This window comes from Pantoea sp. X-Soil-ISGK-355 (assembly GCF_059730805.1).
This window is the reverse complement of record NZ_AP035971.1, coordinates 1,033,941-1,049,761: the sequence shown is the minus strand read 5'-3', so window position 1 is coordinate 1,049,761 and position 15,821 is coordinate 1,033,941. Positions and strand designations below refer to the sequence as shown.

General features: G+C 55.2%; 15 protein-coding genes and 1 other RNA gene. 5 read left to right on the top strand and 11 right to left on the bottom strand.

Annotated features, from left to right (window positions below; all coding sequences use genetic code 11):
• Positions 1-90: 90 nt before the first annotated feature.
• Positions 91-187: signal recognition particle sRNA small type (ffs, locus tag AC6I8J_RS04635), an RNA gene on the bottom strand.
• Between the two features lie 187 nt (positions 188-374).
• Between ffs and AC6I8J_RS04630 the strand changes: the two genes are divergently transcribed.
• On the top strand, positions 375-695 hold the full coding sequence (locus AC6I8J_RS04630; RefSeq protein WP_161736031.1) for an MGMT family protein: 321 nt from the start codon (positions 375-377) through the stop codon (positions 693-695).
• Positions 696-724: 29 nt separating this feature from the next.
• On the opposite strand, the gene AC6I8J_RS04625 is transcribed toward AC6I8J_RS04630, so the two are convergent.
• Positions 725-1,282 carry a YbaY family lipoprotein gene (locus AC6I8J_RS04625; RefSeq protein ID WP_033731772.1) on the bottom strand — a complete coding sequence of 186 codons (558 nt, stop codon included), beginning with the start codon at positions 1,280-1,282 and terminating at the stop codon, positions 725-727.
• A gap of 190 nt (positions 1,283-1,472) precedes the next feature.
• Between AC6I8J_RS04625 and tesB the strand changes: the two genes are divergently transcribed.
• Positions 1,473-2,336, top strand: a complete 864-nt coding sequence (gene tesB / locus AC6I8J_RS04620) for an acyl-CoA thioesterase II (RefSeq protein ID WP_161736030.1) — start codon at positions 1,473-1,475, stop codon at positions 2,334-2,336.
• Positions 2,337-2,394: 58 nt separating this feature from the next.
• Here the strand turns inward: tesB and amtB are convergent, their stop codons facing one another.
• The 5 genes from amtB to AC6I8J_RS04595 all read right to left on the bottom strand — a co-directional run bounded on the left by amtB (position 2,395) and on the right by AC6I8J_RS04595 (position 8,335).
• Positions 2,395-3,681: an ammonium transporter AmtB gene (gene amtB / locus AC6I8J_RS04615; RefSeq protein ID WP_161736029.1), complete on the bottom strand. Its 1,287-nt coding sequence runs from the start codon at positions 3,679-3,681 to the stop codon at positions 2,395-2,397.
• Positions 3,682-3,715: 34 nt separating this feature from the next.
• Positions 3,716-4,054, bottom strand: coding sequence for a P-II family nitrogen regulator (gene glnK / locus AC6I8J_RS04610; RefSeq protein ID WP_003850469.1), 339 nt, complete (start codon positions 4,052-4,054; stop codon positions 3,716-3,718).
• Between the two features lie 257 nt (positions 4,055-4,311).
• Positions 4,312-6,087 (bottom strand): SmdB family multidrug efflux ABC transporter permease/ATP-binding protein, encoded by a 1,776-nt coding sequence (locus AC6I8J_RS04605; protein ID WP_161736028.1) that lies wholly within the window; start codon positions 6,085-6,087, stop codon positions 4,312-4,314.
• Entirely contained in the window at positions 6,080-7,849 is a 1,770-nt protein-coding gene (locus AC6I8J_RS04600) for a SmdA family multidrug ABC transporter permease/ATP-binding protein (RefSeq protein ID WP_161736027.1), read from the bottom strand. The genes AC6I8J_RS04605 and AC6I8J_RS04600 overlap by 8 nt, the downstream gene beginning before the upstream one ends.
• 24 nt (positions 7,850-7,873) lie before the next feature.
• Positions 7,874-8,335 carry an Lrp/AsnC family transcriptional regulator gene (locus tag AC6I8J_RS04595; RefSeq protein ID WP_033782182.1) on the bottom strand — a complete coding sequence of 154 codons (462 nt, stop codon included), beginning with the start codon at positions 8,333-8,335 and terminating at the stop codon, positions 7,874-7,876.
• A 117-nt stretch (positions 8,336-8,452) separates the two neighbouring features.
• Here AC6I8J_RS04595 and AC6I8J_RS04590 point away from each other — a divergent pair, with 117 nt between their 5' ends.
• Entirely contained in the window at positions 8,453-9,487 is a 1,035-nt protein-coding gene (locus AC6I8J_RS04590; RefSeq protein WP_161736026.1) for a PLP-dependent cysteine synthase family protein, read from the top strand.
• A gap of 34 nt (positions 9,488-9,521) precedes the next feature.
• Here AC6I8J_RS04590 and cof read toward each other — a convergent pair whose 3' ends face one another.
• Positions 9,522-10,343 (bottom strand): HMP-PP phosphatase, encoded by an 822-nt coding sequence (gene cof / locus AC6I8J_RS04585; protein WP_440829522.1) that lies wholly within the window; start codon positions 10,341-10,343, stop codon positions 9,522-9,524.
• Positions 10,344-10,435: 92 nt separating this feature from the next.
• On the opposite strand from cof, the gene AC6I8J_RS04580 reads away from it, so the two are divergent.
• Together AC6I8J_RS04580 and queC are read left to right on the top strand one after the other, a co-directional pair.
• On the top strand, positions 10,436-12,154 hold the full coding sequence (locus AC6I8J_RS04580; protein WP_440829486.1) for an SgrR family transcriptional regulator: 1,719 nt from the start codon (positions 10,436-10,438) through the stop codon (positions 12,152-12,154).
• Positions 12,155-12,195: 41 nt separating this feature from the next.
• On the top strand, positions 12,196-12,891 hold the full coding sequence (gene queC / locus AC6I8J_RS04575; RefSeq protein WP_161736024.1) for a 7-cyano-7-deazaguanine synthase QueC: 696 nt from the start codon (positions 12,196-12,198) through the stop codon (positions 12,889-12,891).
• 50 nt (positions 12,892-12,941) lie between these two features.
• Here the strand turns inward: queC and AC6I8J_RS04570 are convergent, their stop codons facing one another.
• From AC6I8J_RS04570 to ppiD, 3 genes are all read right to left on the bottom strand, one after another.
• A complete protein-coding gene (locus AC6I8J_RS04570) occupies positions 12,942-13,340 on the bottom strand; it encodes a YbgC/FadM family acyl-CoA thioesterase (protein ID WP_150013161.1) in 399 nt (132 codons plus the stop codon).
• Between the two features lie 100 nt (positions 13,341-13,440).
• On the bottom strand, positions 13,441-13,800 hold the full coding sequence (locus AC6I8J_RS04565; protein WP_161736023.1) for a helix-hairpin-helix domain-containing protein: 360 nt from the start codon (positions 13,798-13,800) through the stop codon (positions 13,441-13,443).
• Positions 13,801-13,940: 140 nt separating this feature from the next.
• Positions 13,941-15,809 carry a peptidylprolyl isomerase gene (gene ppiD, locus AC6I8J_RS04560; RefSeq protein WP_497825128.1) on the bottom strand — a complete coding sequence of 623 codons (1,869 nt, stop codon included), beginning with the start codon at positions 15,807-15,809 and terminating at the stop codon, positions 13,941-13,943.
• Positions 15,810-15,821: the final 12 nt, after the last annotated feature.

Sequence of the window (15,821 nt, the reverse complement as noted above, 5' to 3'; positions counted from 1 at the left end):
CCTGCCTGCCGGCAAAGGATCGGCCCAGGCGGGTTTTGCCTGTCTGCAGTTTCGGGAGAAGAGATATTCAGAGAGGGAAAATGGTGGGGGCCCTGCCAGCTACATCCCGGCACACGCGTCACCTGCTGCGGCTGCTTCCTTCCGGATCTGACCGAGTTCACAAGCTAGCATTGCGGGAGAACCAACAGGGCCCCCATTGACAAGCCCTCTTTACGAGAGCGGGGGCATTATCTGGGAAGGAGATGGCAATTGCAAGCGTAGTCGGGACAACCGTTGTTTTCTTGAACAATCGCCGTGCTGACACTGCTTCCTCATCCTCCTCATGCTAAAGTTAAAACCCAATTCCTGATGAAAAAAGCAGAATAAATAAGCACATGGATCAGCCTGACTCTTTCCAGCAACGCATCTGGCAAATTGTTGCCGCAATACCCTATGGCCACGTCGCGACTTATGGCGACGTTGCGCGACTGGCGGGCTCCCCGCGCGCGGCACGTCAGGTGGGCGGCGTGCTGAGCCGGTTACCAGAAGGCACTACTCTACCCTGGCATCGCGTTGTTAATCGCCATGGCACAATTTCACTACAGGGCGACCGTCTGATGCGGCAGCGGGATGCGCTGGAAGCGGAAGGCATAGAGGTCAGTGATGACGGACAACTCGATCTTTCGACCTGTCGCTGGCAATTTCAGGCAGGATGAAGGGGCGACAAGGTCGCCCCGGCAGAGAATTAAATACGTGTGGGTGCCGGAACAGCAGCAGATGGCGTCACCTGAGTGGGTGAAGTCGACGGAACAGTTGTCGCTGCGCCCGGCTGGGTTGGCATCGCTACTGACGGTACCGGTACCAGCAGCAGTTCAGCTTTGGTGCCACCCTGGTTGATGACCGGCTTCACGCCTTCAGTGACAAAGGCCAGCTTGCCGTCGATTGAGATGGCTGCGCTTAACAGAATGCGTGCATTGGGCTGAATGTCGGCAGGGTTAAACGGTAATACAAACTGGAACGGTGCCTGTTTACCTTCAGTACGCACCACGCGCTGCGACAGCACTTTTGATGGAGCATCAGATACGGAGGCATCAGAAAGCGTCACGGTTAATACCGCATCCGGCGGCAGCGCAATGCGCTGGCGGATAAAGACTGAACCACTTACGTTTGGCTGCGCAATCGCGGCCGTTTGTCCTGCCACTGCAGAACCCAGCGTTGGCGTTGGAACTGGTTTACTCTTGTCGGCACATCCCGCAACAGCAACCGCAATAACTACCCCACTGAACACATGCCTGAGTTTCATTGATGTCGTCTCCATTTGATCAAAATGATTGTCGGCAGCGAATCCTGCTTACAGCGCTTCACTCGCCGTATGGGCTTAATATTGGCACAAAAATGAAATTTTGCCTGGCACAGGCAAAGCGGAAAGTCTGATTGACGTCAACTGGTCCGATCTTTCACACTGAGCGGGTCACTATATTGAGGAATGCGCCATGAGTCAGGCACTGCAAAATCTGCTGAATTTATTGAATCTGGAAAAACTGGAGGAGGGTTTATATCGCGGCCAGAGCGAAGATCTGGGACTGCGCCAGGTGTTTGGCGGTCAGGTGGTGGGTCAGGCGCTGTATGCTGCAAAGCAAACCGTCGCGGAAGATCGCATTATTCACTCATTTCACAGCTATTTTTTGCGGCCCGGCGATAGCCAGAAAGCGATTATCTATGATGTTGAAACGCTGCGTGATGGCAAAAGTTTCAGCGCACGCAGGGTCAGCGCCATTCAGAATGGCCAGCCCATTTTTTATATGACGGCCTCTTTTCAGTCACCTGAAAGCGGATTTGAACATCAGAATCCGATGCCACAGGTGCCGGGGCCGGAGAACCTGTTAACCGAACAGGCGATGGCGCAGAAAATGGCGCATCTGCTGCCAGAAAAGTTACGCGAGAAATTCATTGCTGAACGTCCGCTGGAGATTCGCCCGGTACAGATCCATAACCCGCTTCGTGGACATGTGGATAAACCGGAGCGTCAGGTCTGGATCCGTGCCACCGGCCCCCTGCCCGATGACCTGCGTATCCATCAGTACCTGCTCGGCTATGCGTCCGACCTCAACTTCCTGCCGGTTGCGCTGCAGCCGCACGGTAAAGGCTTTTTAGAGCCGGATATGCAGGTCGCCACGATCGACCACTCTATGTGGTTCCACCGCCCGTTCGACTTCACTGAATGGCTGCTCTACAGCGTGGTCAGTACCTCAGCTTCCGGGGCACGCGGTTTTGTCCGCGGCGAGTTCTACAATCAACAGGGTGTGCTGGTAGCCTCAACAGTTCAGGAAGGGGTAATGCGCCAGCGCAGCGAATAAAGAGAAATAAAAAAGGGGCGATTGCTCGCCCCCGATTATTCATTTCAGTGCCTGTCCATTACTGGTTGTAAGCATTCTCGCCGTGGCTGTTTACATCCAGACCTTCACGTTCATGCTCTTCCGGTACGCGCAGTCCGACAATCAGATCGGCCAGCTTGAAGCCAATGAAGGCAACAACGCCCGACCAGACAATCGTCAGACCCACACTGAAGAGCTGCACCCAGACCTGATGGCCCATGGTTACACCCTGAGCATAACCGACGCCGCCCAGTGAAGAGGAAGCAAACACGCCCGTCAGGATACAGCCCACGATACCGCACACGCCATGCACGCCGAACACATCGCACGGATCATCAACGCGCAGCCATTTTTTGAGGGTGGTGACGCCCCACAGTCCCGCCAGTCCGCCGACCAGGCCGATGATTAACGCACCGCCCACACCGACATAGCCACAGGCTGGGGTAATCGCGACCAGACCGGCAATAAAGCCTGAGCAGGCACCCAGCAGTGAAGGCTTACCCCGTACCGCCCACTCACCAAAGGTCCATGCCAGTACCGCACCTGCTGTTGCAACCACGGTGTTAAGGAAAGCCAGCGCGGCGATTTCGTTCGCTGCTGAAGCTGAACCGGCATTAAAGCCAAACCAGCCAACGTACAGAATAGCGGTGCCGGTAAAGACCATCGGCAGGTTGTGGGGTTTGAATGCCTCTTTACCAAATCCCGCACGTTTGCCCACCAGATATGCACCAACCAGACCCGCTATAGCGGCGTTAATATGCACCACGGTACCGCCAGCGAAATCCAGTGCGCCATCCTGTGCCAGGAAACCGCCCGCCCAGACCATGTGTGCAATAGGTAAATATGAAAGCGTCAGCCAGACACCGACGAAGATCAATACGGCAGAGAAACGGATACGCTCTGCAATGGCACCAACAATCAGGCCCACGGTAATACAGGCAAACGAGGCCTGGAATGCTACATGGATATACTGATAGAAACTGCCCATAACGGCGGTAAGCTGAATGTTTTTCAGCATGGCCCAGCCAAAGCCGCCGAAAAAGGCGTTACCTTCACTGAATGCCAGGGAGTAGCCGTAGACCACCCACAGCACGCACACCAGCGAGAAGGTGACAGCAACCTGCGTCAGCATCGACAGAACGTTTTTGCCACGAATCAGACCGCCGTAAAACAGCGCAATACCTGGAATTGACATAAAGAGCACCAGCGCGGTGCAAATCATCATAAATGCGTTATCAGCCTTGTCCGCAACGGCAGGCGCAGCCATTGCGAGTGAGGGTAACAGTGCCAGACTGGTGAGGCCCAGCTTAGTGAAAATTTTATTCATTTTTATTCCATCCCATCACAGTACTGAGTCTTAATTACAGAGCGGCTTCGTCGGTTTCGCCGGTACGAATACGGATGACGCGCTGCAGTTCAGCCACGAAAATTTTACCGTCGCCAATTTTGCCGGTGTAAGCCGCTTTACTGATGACATCCACCACTTCGTCTAACTGATCGTCGGCAATGGCGATATCAATTTTGACCTTTGGCAGGAAGTTCACGCTGTACTCTGCGCCACGATAGAGCTCTGCATGGCCTTTCTGACGACCAAAACCTTTCACTTCGGAGACGGTCAGTCCCTGAATGCCGATAGAGGATAAAGCTTCACGTACATCCTCCAGTTTGAATGGCTTAATTACGACGGTAACCAGCTTCATTGGATCCCCTCCAGCGAGTAAATAGGTAACGTTTACGGACACGCAGGGATATAAGCAAAGCCTGTGCCAGAGTGTAAAAGTGCCCTTAATCAGTGAGTCAGGCGAGACAGAGCAAGGGATGCTTCAGGGAAGATATGAATGAGAATGGGTGTGTGACAGGGATCGCAGACTGAGACTGCACTCCTTTGGTGCTCCAGGCGTCAAAGGAGTGCATTTATACAGATTATTCCGATAAAGCTGCGCAAAAAAGGTGCAAGTCAGCTTTCAGATGTTACAGGTACGCCCGACGCCAGATCTTCCCCTGCCTGTTGCAGCTGATACATCTGCCAGTAGCGTCCTTGCAGCGCCAGCAGTTGCTGATGGGTGCCCTGCTCAACCACACGACCACGATGCAGCACCAGAATCTTATCCGCATCGATAATCGTTGAGAGGCGGTGAGCGATCACCACCAGCGTGCTGTGTTGCCTTAGTGTCGCAAGCGTCTGCTGAATCGCCTGCTCGGTGCCGGAGTCGATGTTAGCGGTTGCCTCGTCGAGGATCAGAATCTGCGGCAGATCAACCAGTACCCGGGCCAGCGCCAGCAGCTGTTTCTGCCCGACCGACAGGTTATTGCCCTGCTCGCCCAGTCGGGTGTGAATCCCCTCCGGCAGGGCATGCGCCAGCGGTGCCAGTTGCACCTGTTCCAGCACTGTCCAGACAGCCTCTTCGCTGATGTCGCGGCCCAGCCGCACATTGGCCAGCAGCGTATCGGCCAGCACCACCGGATCCTGCTGCACCATCGCGATACCGCGTCGCAGCACGGCGTGGCTCAAGCCGCCAATCGGGCGATCATCAATACGGATTTCGCCACGCGTCACCGGGTAATAACCCATTAACAGATTAGCCAGGGTACTTTTGCCACTGCCGGTATGGCCCACCAGCGCCACAAACTCACGCGGTGCGACTTCAAGATTGATATCACTCAGCACATCACGATTTTCACGGTAGGCAAAACTGAGATTGTTCAGGGCAATACGACCTGAAGCCAGTGGCTGCTGATCGGCCCCATACTGCTGCTGGGCGGCATCCATCAGCTCGAAAATACGCTCACCGGAAACCACCGCCTGCTGCAGCATCGACTGCTGGGTGGTCAGCTCAATCAGTGGCTCATTCAGACGGCCCAGGTAAGTAATAAAGGCATAGAGCACCCCCACTTCAAACACGCCAGGCACAGAGAAACTGAACAGAATCAGCAGCCCGCACAAGACCATCGCTGAAAACAGGCTCAACAGCGGACGCAGCAGAAAGCCATCGAGGCGCAGCGTCTCCATTCGCGCCAGATAGTGAGAGCGGCTCGCTTCGCCCATGCGCTCACCAAATCGTGCCTGCTGACGAAACTGCTGAATCACACTCATGCCGCTGATCACTTCATTGAAGCCGTTGTTGATGTCAGCCAGATAGCTGCGAACCCGTCGGGCAATCGGCGTGCTGTAACGCTGATAGATGAACATCACTATCAGTACCAGCGGGAAGATCATCATTGCTACCAGCGCCATGCGCCAGTCAAGACTGAACATGGCCACCATCATGGCGCCGACCAGCGCAGCGCTACGCAGTACGGTTGAAACCACTGTGACATAAAGATCGCGGATCACTTCGGTGTCATTCGTCACGCGCGAAATAATCTGCCCGACCGGCTGAGTATCAAAGGCGCTCAGCGGCTGACAAAGCGCAGCATTCATCACGTCACTGCGTAACCGCTGCACCACACCAATCGCAGCGCGATTAAACAGCAGCGCCTGCCAGTAGTGCAGCCCGGCGGCCAGTAGCTGAAGCAGGACAAAGCTGATGACCAGACCGGCCACCAGTCCCCAGGGCATCTGATGCTTCGCCACCAGGTTATCAATAAAGTAGCTGACCAGCACCGGACCGGTTACTTCCGCCGCGGCAGCGATCCACAGCATGCCTACCGCCAGCGACAGGGATTTACGCCAGGGCTTACCGTAACTCAGCAGGCGCTTCAGGGTTGGCCACAAGCGGGCAGACTTAGCCATGCGGCACTCCTTTCTCATTTTCATCATCATCCAGCGCCGCTTCCAGTTGCTGGTAACGATACATGTCACGATACCAGCCAGCGCTGGCGGTCAGCGCGTCATGATTGCCACGCTGTGCCACGCTGCCCTGTTGTAACACCAGAATTTCACTGGCTTCCGTCAGCGCTGACAGGCGATGCGCGCTGATAATCAGTGTTTTTCCCTGCCCCCAGATGCGCAGGTTATGCAGGATTTCGTGCTCGGTACGACCATCCACCGCAGAGAGTGCGTCGTCCAGAATCAGGATTTCTGCGTTCAGCAGCAGTGCCCGGGCAATCGAAAGACGCTGCTTCTGTCCACCGGACAGCATCACACCTCGCTCCCCGACTTCGGTTTCATAACCCTGCGGCAGCCGCAGGATATCGTCATGCACGCAGGCCAGGGTGGCGGCCTGTTCAATCTCCTGCTGGGTTGCGCCCGGTTTCCCCAGCGCAATATTGTTCGCTACGCTGTCCGAAAACAGGAATGGTGTCTGGCTGACCACGGCGAGACGACTGCGCCAGCTGTCCAGCCGTAACTGCGGCAGCGGGATCTGGTGATAACGGATGTCGCCCTGCTGAATATCAAAATGGCGCTGGATCAGGCTCAGTAAGGTACTTTTTCCGCTGCCGGTTGGCCCACACAGTCCCAGCATTTCGCCGGGCTTCAGTTGGAAGCTGACATCACTTAACACCGGAGCCGCGCTGGCCGGATAGTGAAAGGCGCGAATCGCGACCTGCAGCGTGCCCGGGTCAGGTGGCAGTGACTTATCACCATCTTCCACCGCTGGCGCTTCCGCCAGTAATGCACCGATGCGGCTCCAGGCGGCGCTGCCGCGTTCGACGATATTGAACATCCACGCCAGCGCCAGCATCGGCCAGATCATCAGGCCGAGATACATCACAAAGCTGGTAAGCTGCCCCAGCGTCATCTGGTCATGCCACACCAGCCAGCTTCCGCCGCCAATCGCCAGCAGGTTTGAGAAACCAATAGCGATGTAGATAGTGGGATCGAAACGGGCATCGACCCGCGCCACGCGCAGGTTCTTTTCACCGGTATCGCGGGCGATGTCGGAGAATTGCTGCGACTGATGCTGTTCAAGACCGAAGGATTTAATCATCCGGATGCTGGTCAGGCTCTCCTGCGTCTGGTCGTTAAGGCTGGAGAAGGCCGCCTGGGCCAGTTTAAAGCGATGATGCAGCTGATTACCGTAGCGATGGATGACGATCGCCATAATGGGCATCGGCACCAGCGCCAGCAGCGTCAGCTGCCAGCTGATTTGCGTACTCATCACCAGCAGCACCACGCAGCCCATCACCAGCGAGTCGACCAGCGTCAGCACCCCTTCCCCGGCTGCAAACACTACCCGATCCACATCGTTAGTGGCGCGCGCAATCAGGTCACCTGTGCGGTGACGCAGATAAAATGCCGGTTGCTGCCGACTCAGCTGGCGATAAAAATCTTCGCGCAGCTCAACCGCCAGCTGGTAGGAGGCACCAAACAGCAGTACGCGCCAGACGTAGCGCAGCAGATAGACCACCACTGCGGTTGCCAGCATGATGCCAATCCACATCATGATGCGACTGGTACTCATGTTGTCACGTGTGACACCATCAACAATGACACCGACCACATGCGGCGGCAGCAACTGCAGAATAGCAATAACAATCAGCAGGATAACCGCGCCCAGATAGCGCCGCCACTCCCTCAGAAAATACCAACTTAATTGACTGAATAATCGCACAACGCTGCTCTCAATCTCAGGCCCTCAGGGGGCGACAGGTAAAGCCGTGGTGTATTTAATCTCTTCCATGGCGAAGCTGGATGTCACATCAATCAGGCCGGGCACACCGTTCACTAATCGCTTGTAGAAAGCATCATAGCTCTTCATGTCGGCCACCTGAATGCGCAGCAGGTAATCATACTCGCCTGCCATCCGGTAAAAGGCCATCACCTCGGGCATGCTGCTTACCACCGAGACAAAGGCCTGATACCAGTCGCGGCTATGCTGCTGGGTTTTCACAAACATAAACGCCGTCAGTGACAGTCCGATTTTATCCCCATCCAGCAGTGCCACCCGGGCGCGAATAATGCCATCATCTTCCAGCTTTTTCAGGCGCTTCCAGCAGGGTGTGGTGGTGAGGTTGACGGCATCCGCCAGCGCCTGCAGCGACAGCGTGCAATCCTGCTGCAGCAGTGAGAGCAGTTTAAGGTCAGTTTTATCTAGCATATGGGACTCCCGGAGAATCATTTTCTCCATTACCGCGATTTTAGCGGTATTTTTGCAATCTCTTTTTCCTGCACGTGCCATAAAATAGCCGCATCACTTCTTTACCGGATGCCTGAAATGCAGACCTGCTGGATTCGCCACGCTATCAACGAAATTAACGCTGATTTTCAACGATCGGCTGAAACCCATTTGATCCGTTTCGATCTGGCGGATTTTCCCGGCATCTGGTTCTATCTGAAAGATGAGAGCACCCATCCCAGTGGCAGTCTTAAACATCGGCTGGCACGATCCCTGTTTCTCTACGGTCTCTCCAACGGCTGGATTAAAGAGAATACGCCGATTATCGAAGCCTCGTCAGGCAGCACGGCCGTTTCAGAGGCGTACTTCGCAAGGCTGCTTGGTCTGCCCTTTATTGCGGTGATGCCCGCCAGCACGGCGAAACGTAAAATTGAGCAGATCACCTTTTATGGTGGACAGTGCCATTTTGTCGAGGATCCCTGCCAGCTTTACGCAGAATCTGAACGGCTGGCACGTGAGCTGAATGGCCATTTTATGGATCAGTTTACCTACGCTGAACGCGCTACTGACTGGCGCGGTAATAACAATATTGCTGAGAGCATTTTCCGTCAGATGCAGCATGAACCCTATCCGATTCCGCATACGGTGATTATGAGCGCGGGCACTGGCGGCACCTCGGCGACGCTGGGCCGCTATATTCGTTATCAGGGCCTGGAAACGAAACTGCTGGTGGTGGATCCCCAGCATTCCGTGTTTTTCGATTACTGGCAACAGCGTGATGCAACACTGACCAGCACGCGCGGCAGCATGATCGAGGGAATTGGCCGTCCGCGCGTAGAGCCGTCATTTATGCCTGACGTGATTGATGAAATGATCAAAGTACCGGATGGTGCGACGTTGGCCGCCATGCTGAAGCTGGAAAAGATCCTGGGACGCAAACCGGGCGCCTCTACGGGCACCAATTTCTGGGGCATGATGCAGGTGGCGAAACGCTTACGGGCAGCAAATCAGCAGGGATCCCTGGTGACACTGCTGTGCGACAGTGGCGAACGTTATCCCGATAGCTACTATCAGCCGGAATGGGTGGCAAAACATATTGGCGATATCACGCCGTGGCAGTGCGAACTCGAATAAAAAACCGGACATCCAGTCCGGTTCACGGCAATCCTCAGCATTCGGGGGAATACGCGAGGTCGGGTGTTGCCAGCCAGTGATTTAAATAGTGAGACACCGCCTGTGTCTCGCAATGCCCTAATACCGGCAGATGCGGTAGCGCAGCTTTCAGTTGCGCCATCGCATTGCCCATGATGAAGCCCCGCCCAACCTGCGACAGCATTTCTCTGTCATTCATTGCATCCCCGAACGCCATGCACTCCGCCAGCGTCAGTGACAGATGGTCGCACAACAGCGCCAGCGCGCTGCCTTTGTTGCAACTGGCGGGCAACACTTCCAGACAGTCCACCGCAGAGAAGCAGATATTCGCCTGCTCACCCAGCGCCGCACCCAGTTCCGTTTTCAGCTGGCACAGATGCTGATGCTGATCGATAAAGCAGATTTTTGTTACCTGATGCGCGGGAAGCCTTTTCAAATCGCACAGCTGATAGCTAAACCCGCTCATCTGATGGGCCACCAGCAGCTCAGGCTGGGGGCGATCGGTAAACCACCCCTGATCGTTGAAAATGTGGATCGACGCGGATGTTTCCCAGTGGCGATGGATGACCTCTTCGGCTACCTCAGAGGGCAGATCACGCGCAAAGATCAGATTGCCCTGCCTGTCGTGTACACGAGTGCCGTTCCCGGTAATCAGCCACGCAGGCAGCATTAATTTCTCCCTCAGAATCTGCATCTCCAGCAGATGGCGGCCCGTCGCCAGCGCCAGATTTACGCCACGCAGATGCAACGCCTGCAGGCTATCCAGCGTCTGCTGACCCAGCTGATGATCCGGCAGCAATAATGTGCCATCCATATCGAATGCGGCTAAACGCATTATGGTTACCCTCCTGCTGAAAAGATGAGCTTACTATTGCCTGTTAATCGCGGAACTAATAGTGAATACTTTTAAAAAACTGTTCCGGGTTTACGATGCGTCAGCTTAACCGCCTTAATCAGTTTCAGCGCCTGTGGCAGCAGAGCCAGGGCATCCCTCAGCAGACCTGCGTGGCAGAGATGGCGCGCCACTGCATCTGCAGCGAGCGTCATCTGCGCACGTTACTGTCACAGTGGCAGCACGCTGGCTGGCTTAGCTGGCACGGCGAGCCGGGCCGTGGCAAACAGGGTCAGTTAGTGTTTCTGCGCACGCCTGAACAGTTACGGCAGCAGTTGTTGCAAAAACAGCTTGATGCCGGAGATGCGGCGGATGCCTTACAGCTGCTGGATCTGCCGCCGGAAAGGCTGATCAATATGCTGCGGCCGTTAATGGGCGGACAATGGCAGAACGACACGCCGGTTCTGCGTATCCCCTACTATCGTCCGATGGAGAGTACCGAGCCGCGCCAGATTACCGGACGGGCTGAACAGCACCTGGTTCGTCAGATCTATTCCGGTCTGACCCGTTTTGAGCAGGATGCGCCGGTCGGCGACCTGGCGCATCACTGGCAGCACGATGAGGCGTCATGTAGCTGGTTATTCTGGTTACGGCCTCAGCTGATGTGGCATAACGACGAGCCGGTGCAGGCCGCACAACTGGTGACGCAGTTCCGCCAGCTGTTGCGGGATACGCGTGTCAGGATATTGCTTGCCGATGTGGTCAGCGTGGATGCGCCTCACCCGCTGGCGCTGCGGTTTACCCTGCGACGACCTGATTTCTGGTTGCCTCACCGACTTGCCCATCTTTTGTGTCTGCTGCCCCATCCCGCTGATATGAAGACAGGCAGCGGGCCGTGGAAACTGAGGCATTTCAGCGCTGAGCTGGTGAGGATTGAAAGCCATGCGCGCTGGCATCTGCAGCGTCCTCTGCTGCAGGCGGTGGAGTACTGGATTACTCCTCAGCTGTTTGATCCCGCTCTCGGCAGCAGCTGTCGTCATCCGGTGCAGATTGCGATAGGGGATGCCGCAGAACTCAGGACATTGAAGCCGGTCAGCAGTAGCATCAGTCTCGGCTTCTGTTATCTGGTCTGCCGGCCGCGAGCCGGATTTACCCCTGATCAGGCGCGCACGCTTTTCCAGCTGATTCAGCAAAGCGGCATCGTCAGCCGATTACCACTGGATGAGGGATTAATTACCCCCAGCAAAGAGCTGTTACCTGGCTGGGAAGTGCCGCTGATTGATAATGTTCCGGTCCCCTTGCCCACCACCCTGACACTGCATTATCAGCTGCCGGTTGAGCTGCATCAGATGTCACAGGCACTGGTCGCCCTGTTAAAACAGCACGGTTGTACTCTGAACGTCGTTTTTCACCCGGTGAAAAGCTGGCATCATATCGACCCGCCTGATGAGGCGGATATCGTGATGGGCGATCGGCTGATTGGCGATGCGCCGATCTTCACACTGGCGAGCTGGTTACAGATTGACCCGCTATGGCGTCGGCTGTGGTCTGCACCGCATGGCGAAGAACTCCAGGCGCAACTGCTGGCTATCCAGCAGATAGCAGATAGCGACAGCCGTACCCGTGCGCTACAGCAGCTTTATCATCAACTGATGAGGGACGGCATCCTGCTGCCTCTGTTCAATTATCGCTACCAGATTTATGCGCCCCCTGCCGTAGAAGGGATTGAACTGAACACGCTGGGCTGGTTTGATTTCAGCCGCGCATGGATTCCACCGCCCATTGATCCGCCTTGCAGCTGTTCAGCAGCGGACTGAGGCATTACCATAAGCGCAAAATTAATTATCAGGGAAACACCATGAAACGCGCGGTTGTAGTTTTCAGCGGTGGACAAGACTCCACTACCTGCCTGATTCAGGCTGTACAGCTTTATGATGAAGTTCACTGTGTCACTTTCGACTATGGACAACGCCACCGGGAAGAGATCGATGTCGCCCGCGATCTGGCGATGACACTGGGTGCGCGCGCACATAAAGTGCTGGACGTGACCATGCTGAACGAACTCGCTGTCAGCAGCCTGACGCGGGATAACATTCCGGTGCCGGCTTATAATCCTGAGGCCAGTGGATTACCCAGTACGTTTGTACCAGGACGCAATATTCTCTTTCTGACGCTGGCCTCAGTTTACGCGTATCAGGTCGAAGCGGAAGCGGTCATCACCGGCGTCTGCGAAACCGATTTTTCCGGCTATCCCGACTGCCGCGATGAGTTTGTCAAAGCGCTGAACCATGCGGTGTCGCTTGGCATGGCTCGCGAGGTGCGTTTTGAGACGCCGCTGATGTGGCTCAATAAAGCGGAAACCTGGGCGCTGGCAGATTACTGGCAGCAACTTTCGCTGGTACGCGAGCAGACGCTGACCTGCTATAACGGCGTAAAAGGCGACGGATGTGGTGAGTGTGCTGCCTGTCATTTACGGGCCAATGGCCTGCAGGGTTATCTCAGCGATCGGGCGGGCGTAATGTCTGCCATGAAAGCTAAAAGCGGCCTTAACTAAGACGGTATGACATGGCGGCAAAGCAGTCAGGTTTGCCGCTTTTTATCAGCTCATGCCATCAGACGCATCAGCCGCTCACGTAACTCCCCTTCCAGCGCAACCGCCTTTTGGGTCCGCAAATCAATACAGACAAACGTGAGTGCGGCATCCGCCACCACGGTCTCCTGACCTGCCAGCAACACCCGCTGGGCAATAATGCCGCTTTTGCCATTTAACTGCGTAATCTCACTGTCGATAGCCAGTACGTCGCCCAGCACGGCCGGGCGACGGTAGTTAATGTTGATATTGACCACCACAAAAGCCAGTTTCTGTTCCAGCAACCAGTGGAACGCTTCAACCTCTTCCAGCCATTGCCAGCGCGCCTCCTCAAGAAACTCAAGATAGCGCGCATTGTTGACGTGCTGATAGACATCCAGATGATAGCCACGCACTTTTATGGTGGTCTGCATGATCATGCTCTCCTGCTACTGTAAGTTAACTGGTTGGACCTGTTCACTTTAGCAGAGTCACCTGATTAGCGTGGGTTAAGCATCACAGATGTGTACTGCCTCACAATTTCAGCCGGGACGCATTTCGCTCTATCAGCGCGTTACCGATACCCGGTACTTCACTGAGTTGCTGAATCGCGCTAAAGGGTCCGTACTGTTCGCGATAGTTCACAATCGCCTGCGCTTTCTTCAGCCCCACACCATTCATAGCAGCAGAGAGCTGTTCCGCTGTCGCTTCATTGATGCTGACCTGTTCCTGCTTTGGCTGCAGCTGCGCGGCTGTCTCCGGCTTAGGTGCAGGATGTGCGTTCTGCGACACAGCCGGACTGGCAGGTTCAGGTGCCGCAGAGACGCTGCCGTGACAGAGTGTACCGCCCAGTGCGAGTGAGAGATAAAAGGCAACAAGTTTATGTTTAGCCATGCTGTGTTTCTCCTTGTGTGTAAACAGCAGTGACAGAGTGGCACTACACCGCACAAGGCTCAAAAGCGGGATTTCAGAAATGGAAAAGGCCGCGAATGCGGCCTTTGATTGTTACAGTCGTTGCGTAGCTTTTGCGAGGCTTACTGCATTTGTGCGGCAGCGCCGTACTTGATTTTCGCCTCTTTACGGAGGTTTTGCAGTAAGGCTTCAAACGTCAGCTGCGCATTGTTCTGCGTGACGCCCTTAACCATTTCGTCAATCTGCGCCTGTGGCATGCTGCCGGTTTTAACTTTATCTACCGCCACCAGCACCACATTACCCTGCATAACTTCGCTGACACCCCATGAAGGCTTATTGTCAGCAGGCTGAGGCAGATTAAAGGCGGCCTGTGCCACCGGATCCTGCGCATTGCGGTCAACGGTTTTGCTGGCGCTCAGCGTCAGGCCTGCTGCAGTCAGTGCTTCCAGCTTGCCCGCTTTGAGATCGGTCAGCAGTTTATCGGCCTGTGTTTTCGCCTGCTGTGTCGCTTTGTCATGCTTAAGCGTATCCGTAATCTGCGCCTTAACCTGCTCCAGCGGTTTTACCGCTTCCGGTTTGTGCTCGCTGATACGCAGCACAAAGGCACGATCGCCGTCGACGGTAATAATGTCGGAGTTGTTGCCCGGCGCACCGTTCTGACCCACCAGACCGCCGTTAAAGATTGCCTGCTTCACAGCATCAAAGTTAAGCGCGTCTGGCAGCGTGTCCTGACTGAACCAGCCGGTCTCTTTCGCTTTCAGACCCGAAGCCTGCTCAGCACCCGCCAGTGACTCATTGTCATTGCTGGCCGCTTCACTGACTTTCTGCTGCAGTTTGTAGAAGGCATCAACGCCCTTCTCCTGCTTCACTTTCGCGGCAACAGCGCTGCGAACGTCATCCAGTGGCTTAACCTGCTCTGGCTGAATATCGTCGAGACGAACCACCAGGAAGCCCACTGAAGATTTAATCACGCCTGACATCTGGCCTTTCTCCGTCAGACCGGCATTTTTCAGCTCATCAGGGGTCGTTGACGGTTCCAGCCAGCCCATATCACCGCCCTTACGCGCAGAGATTGGGTCGATGGATTTGGCTTTCGCCACATCCGCGAAGTTAGCGCCACCCTTCAGCTGAGCCAGTACCGCATTGGCATCGGCTTCAGTTTTGGTCTGAATGACGCTGTAGCGCGTACGCTGTGGCTGCGAATAGTCCGCTTTATGCTGGTCGTACCAGGCCTGAATATCCGCTTCGCTGGCATCCTGCTGCATGCTGGCAGCATCCATCAGGATGTAGCTGACACGGAACTGCTCCGGTGCCATAAAGCTGGTTTTATGCTGCTGATAATACTGACTGATTTCGTCGTCGGTGACGGTTTGTTTCGCCATCAGGGCATTGACGTCCAGCGTCGCCTGACGAATATCACGTTGCTGTGAAACCAGATCCACCAGTTTGCTGGCTTCGCCTTTCAGCGTGAAGTCTGTGTTGGCCACAGCATTGATCAGCTGCTGATTGGAGAGTTGCTTACGCAGCGCTTCAGCATACTGGTCGGCACTGAAACCCATGTTGCCGATCAGCGCCAGATATTTAGCATTATCGAATTTGCCGTTGGTCTGGAAAGCCTGCTGATTGAAGATAGCCTGCTTAACCTGATCGTCACTGATGCTGAGGTGGAGATCTTTGATGTAGCTGTCGAGCAGTGCCTGGTCGATTAACTGAGACAGTGCCTGCTGACGCATCTGCTGCATGAAGCCATCGTTGCTGGCCAGCTGCGAGAACTGGTCACCCAGCATCTGCTGCTGACGACTGCGTTCACTGTTGAAAGCCTGCTCCAGCTGTCCCCGGCTAATCTCCTGACCGTTAACTTTGGCCGCATAGTCGTTATTGCCGCCAATCAGATAGTTGCCAACGCCTGTCAGCACAAAAGAGACGATAATCAGTCCCAGAATAATCTTGAGCACGACATGGTTCGACGCCGCGCGTAAATTGTCCATCATGGTATGGCAACG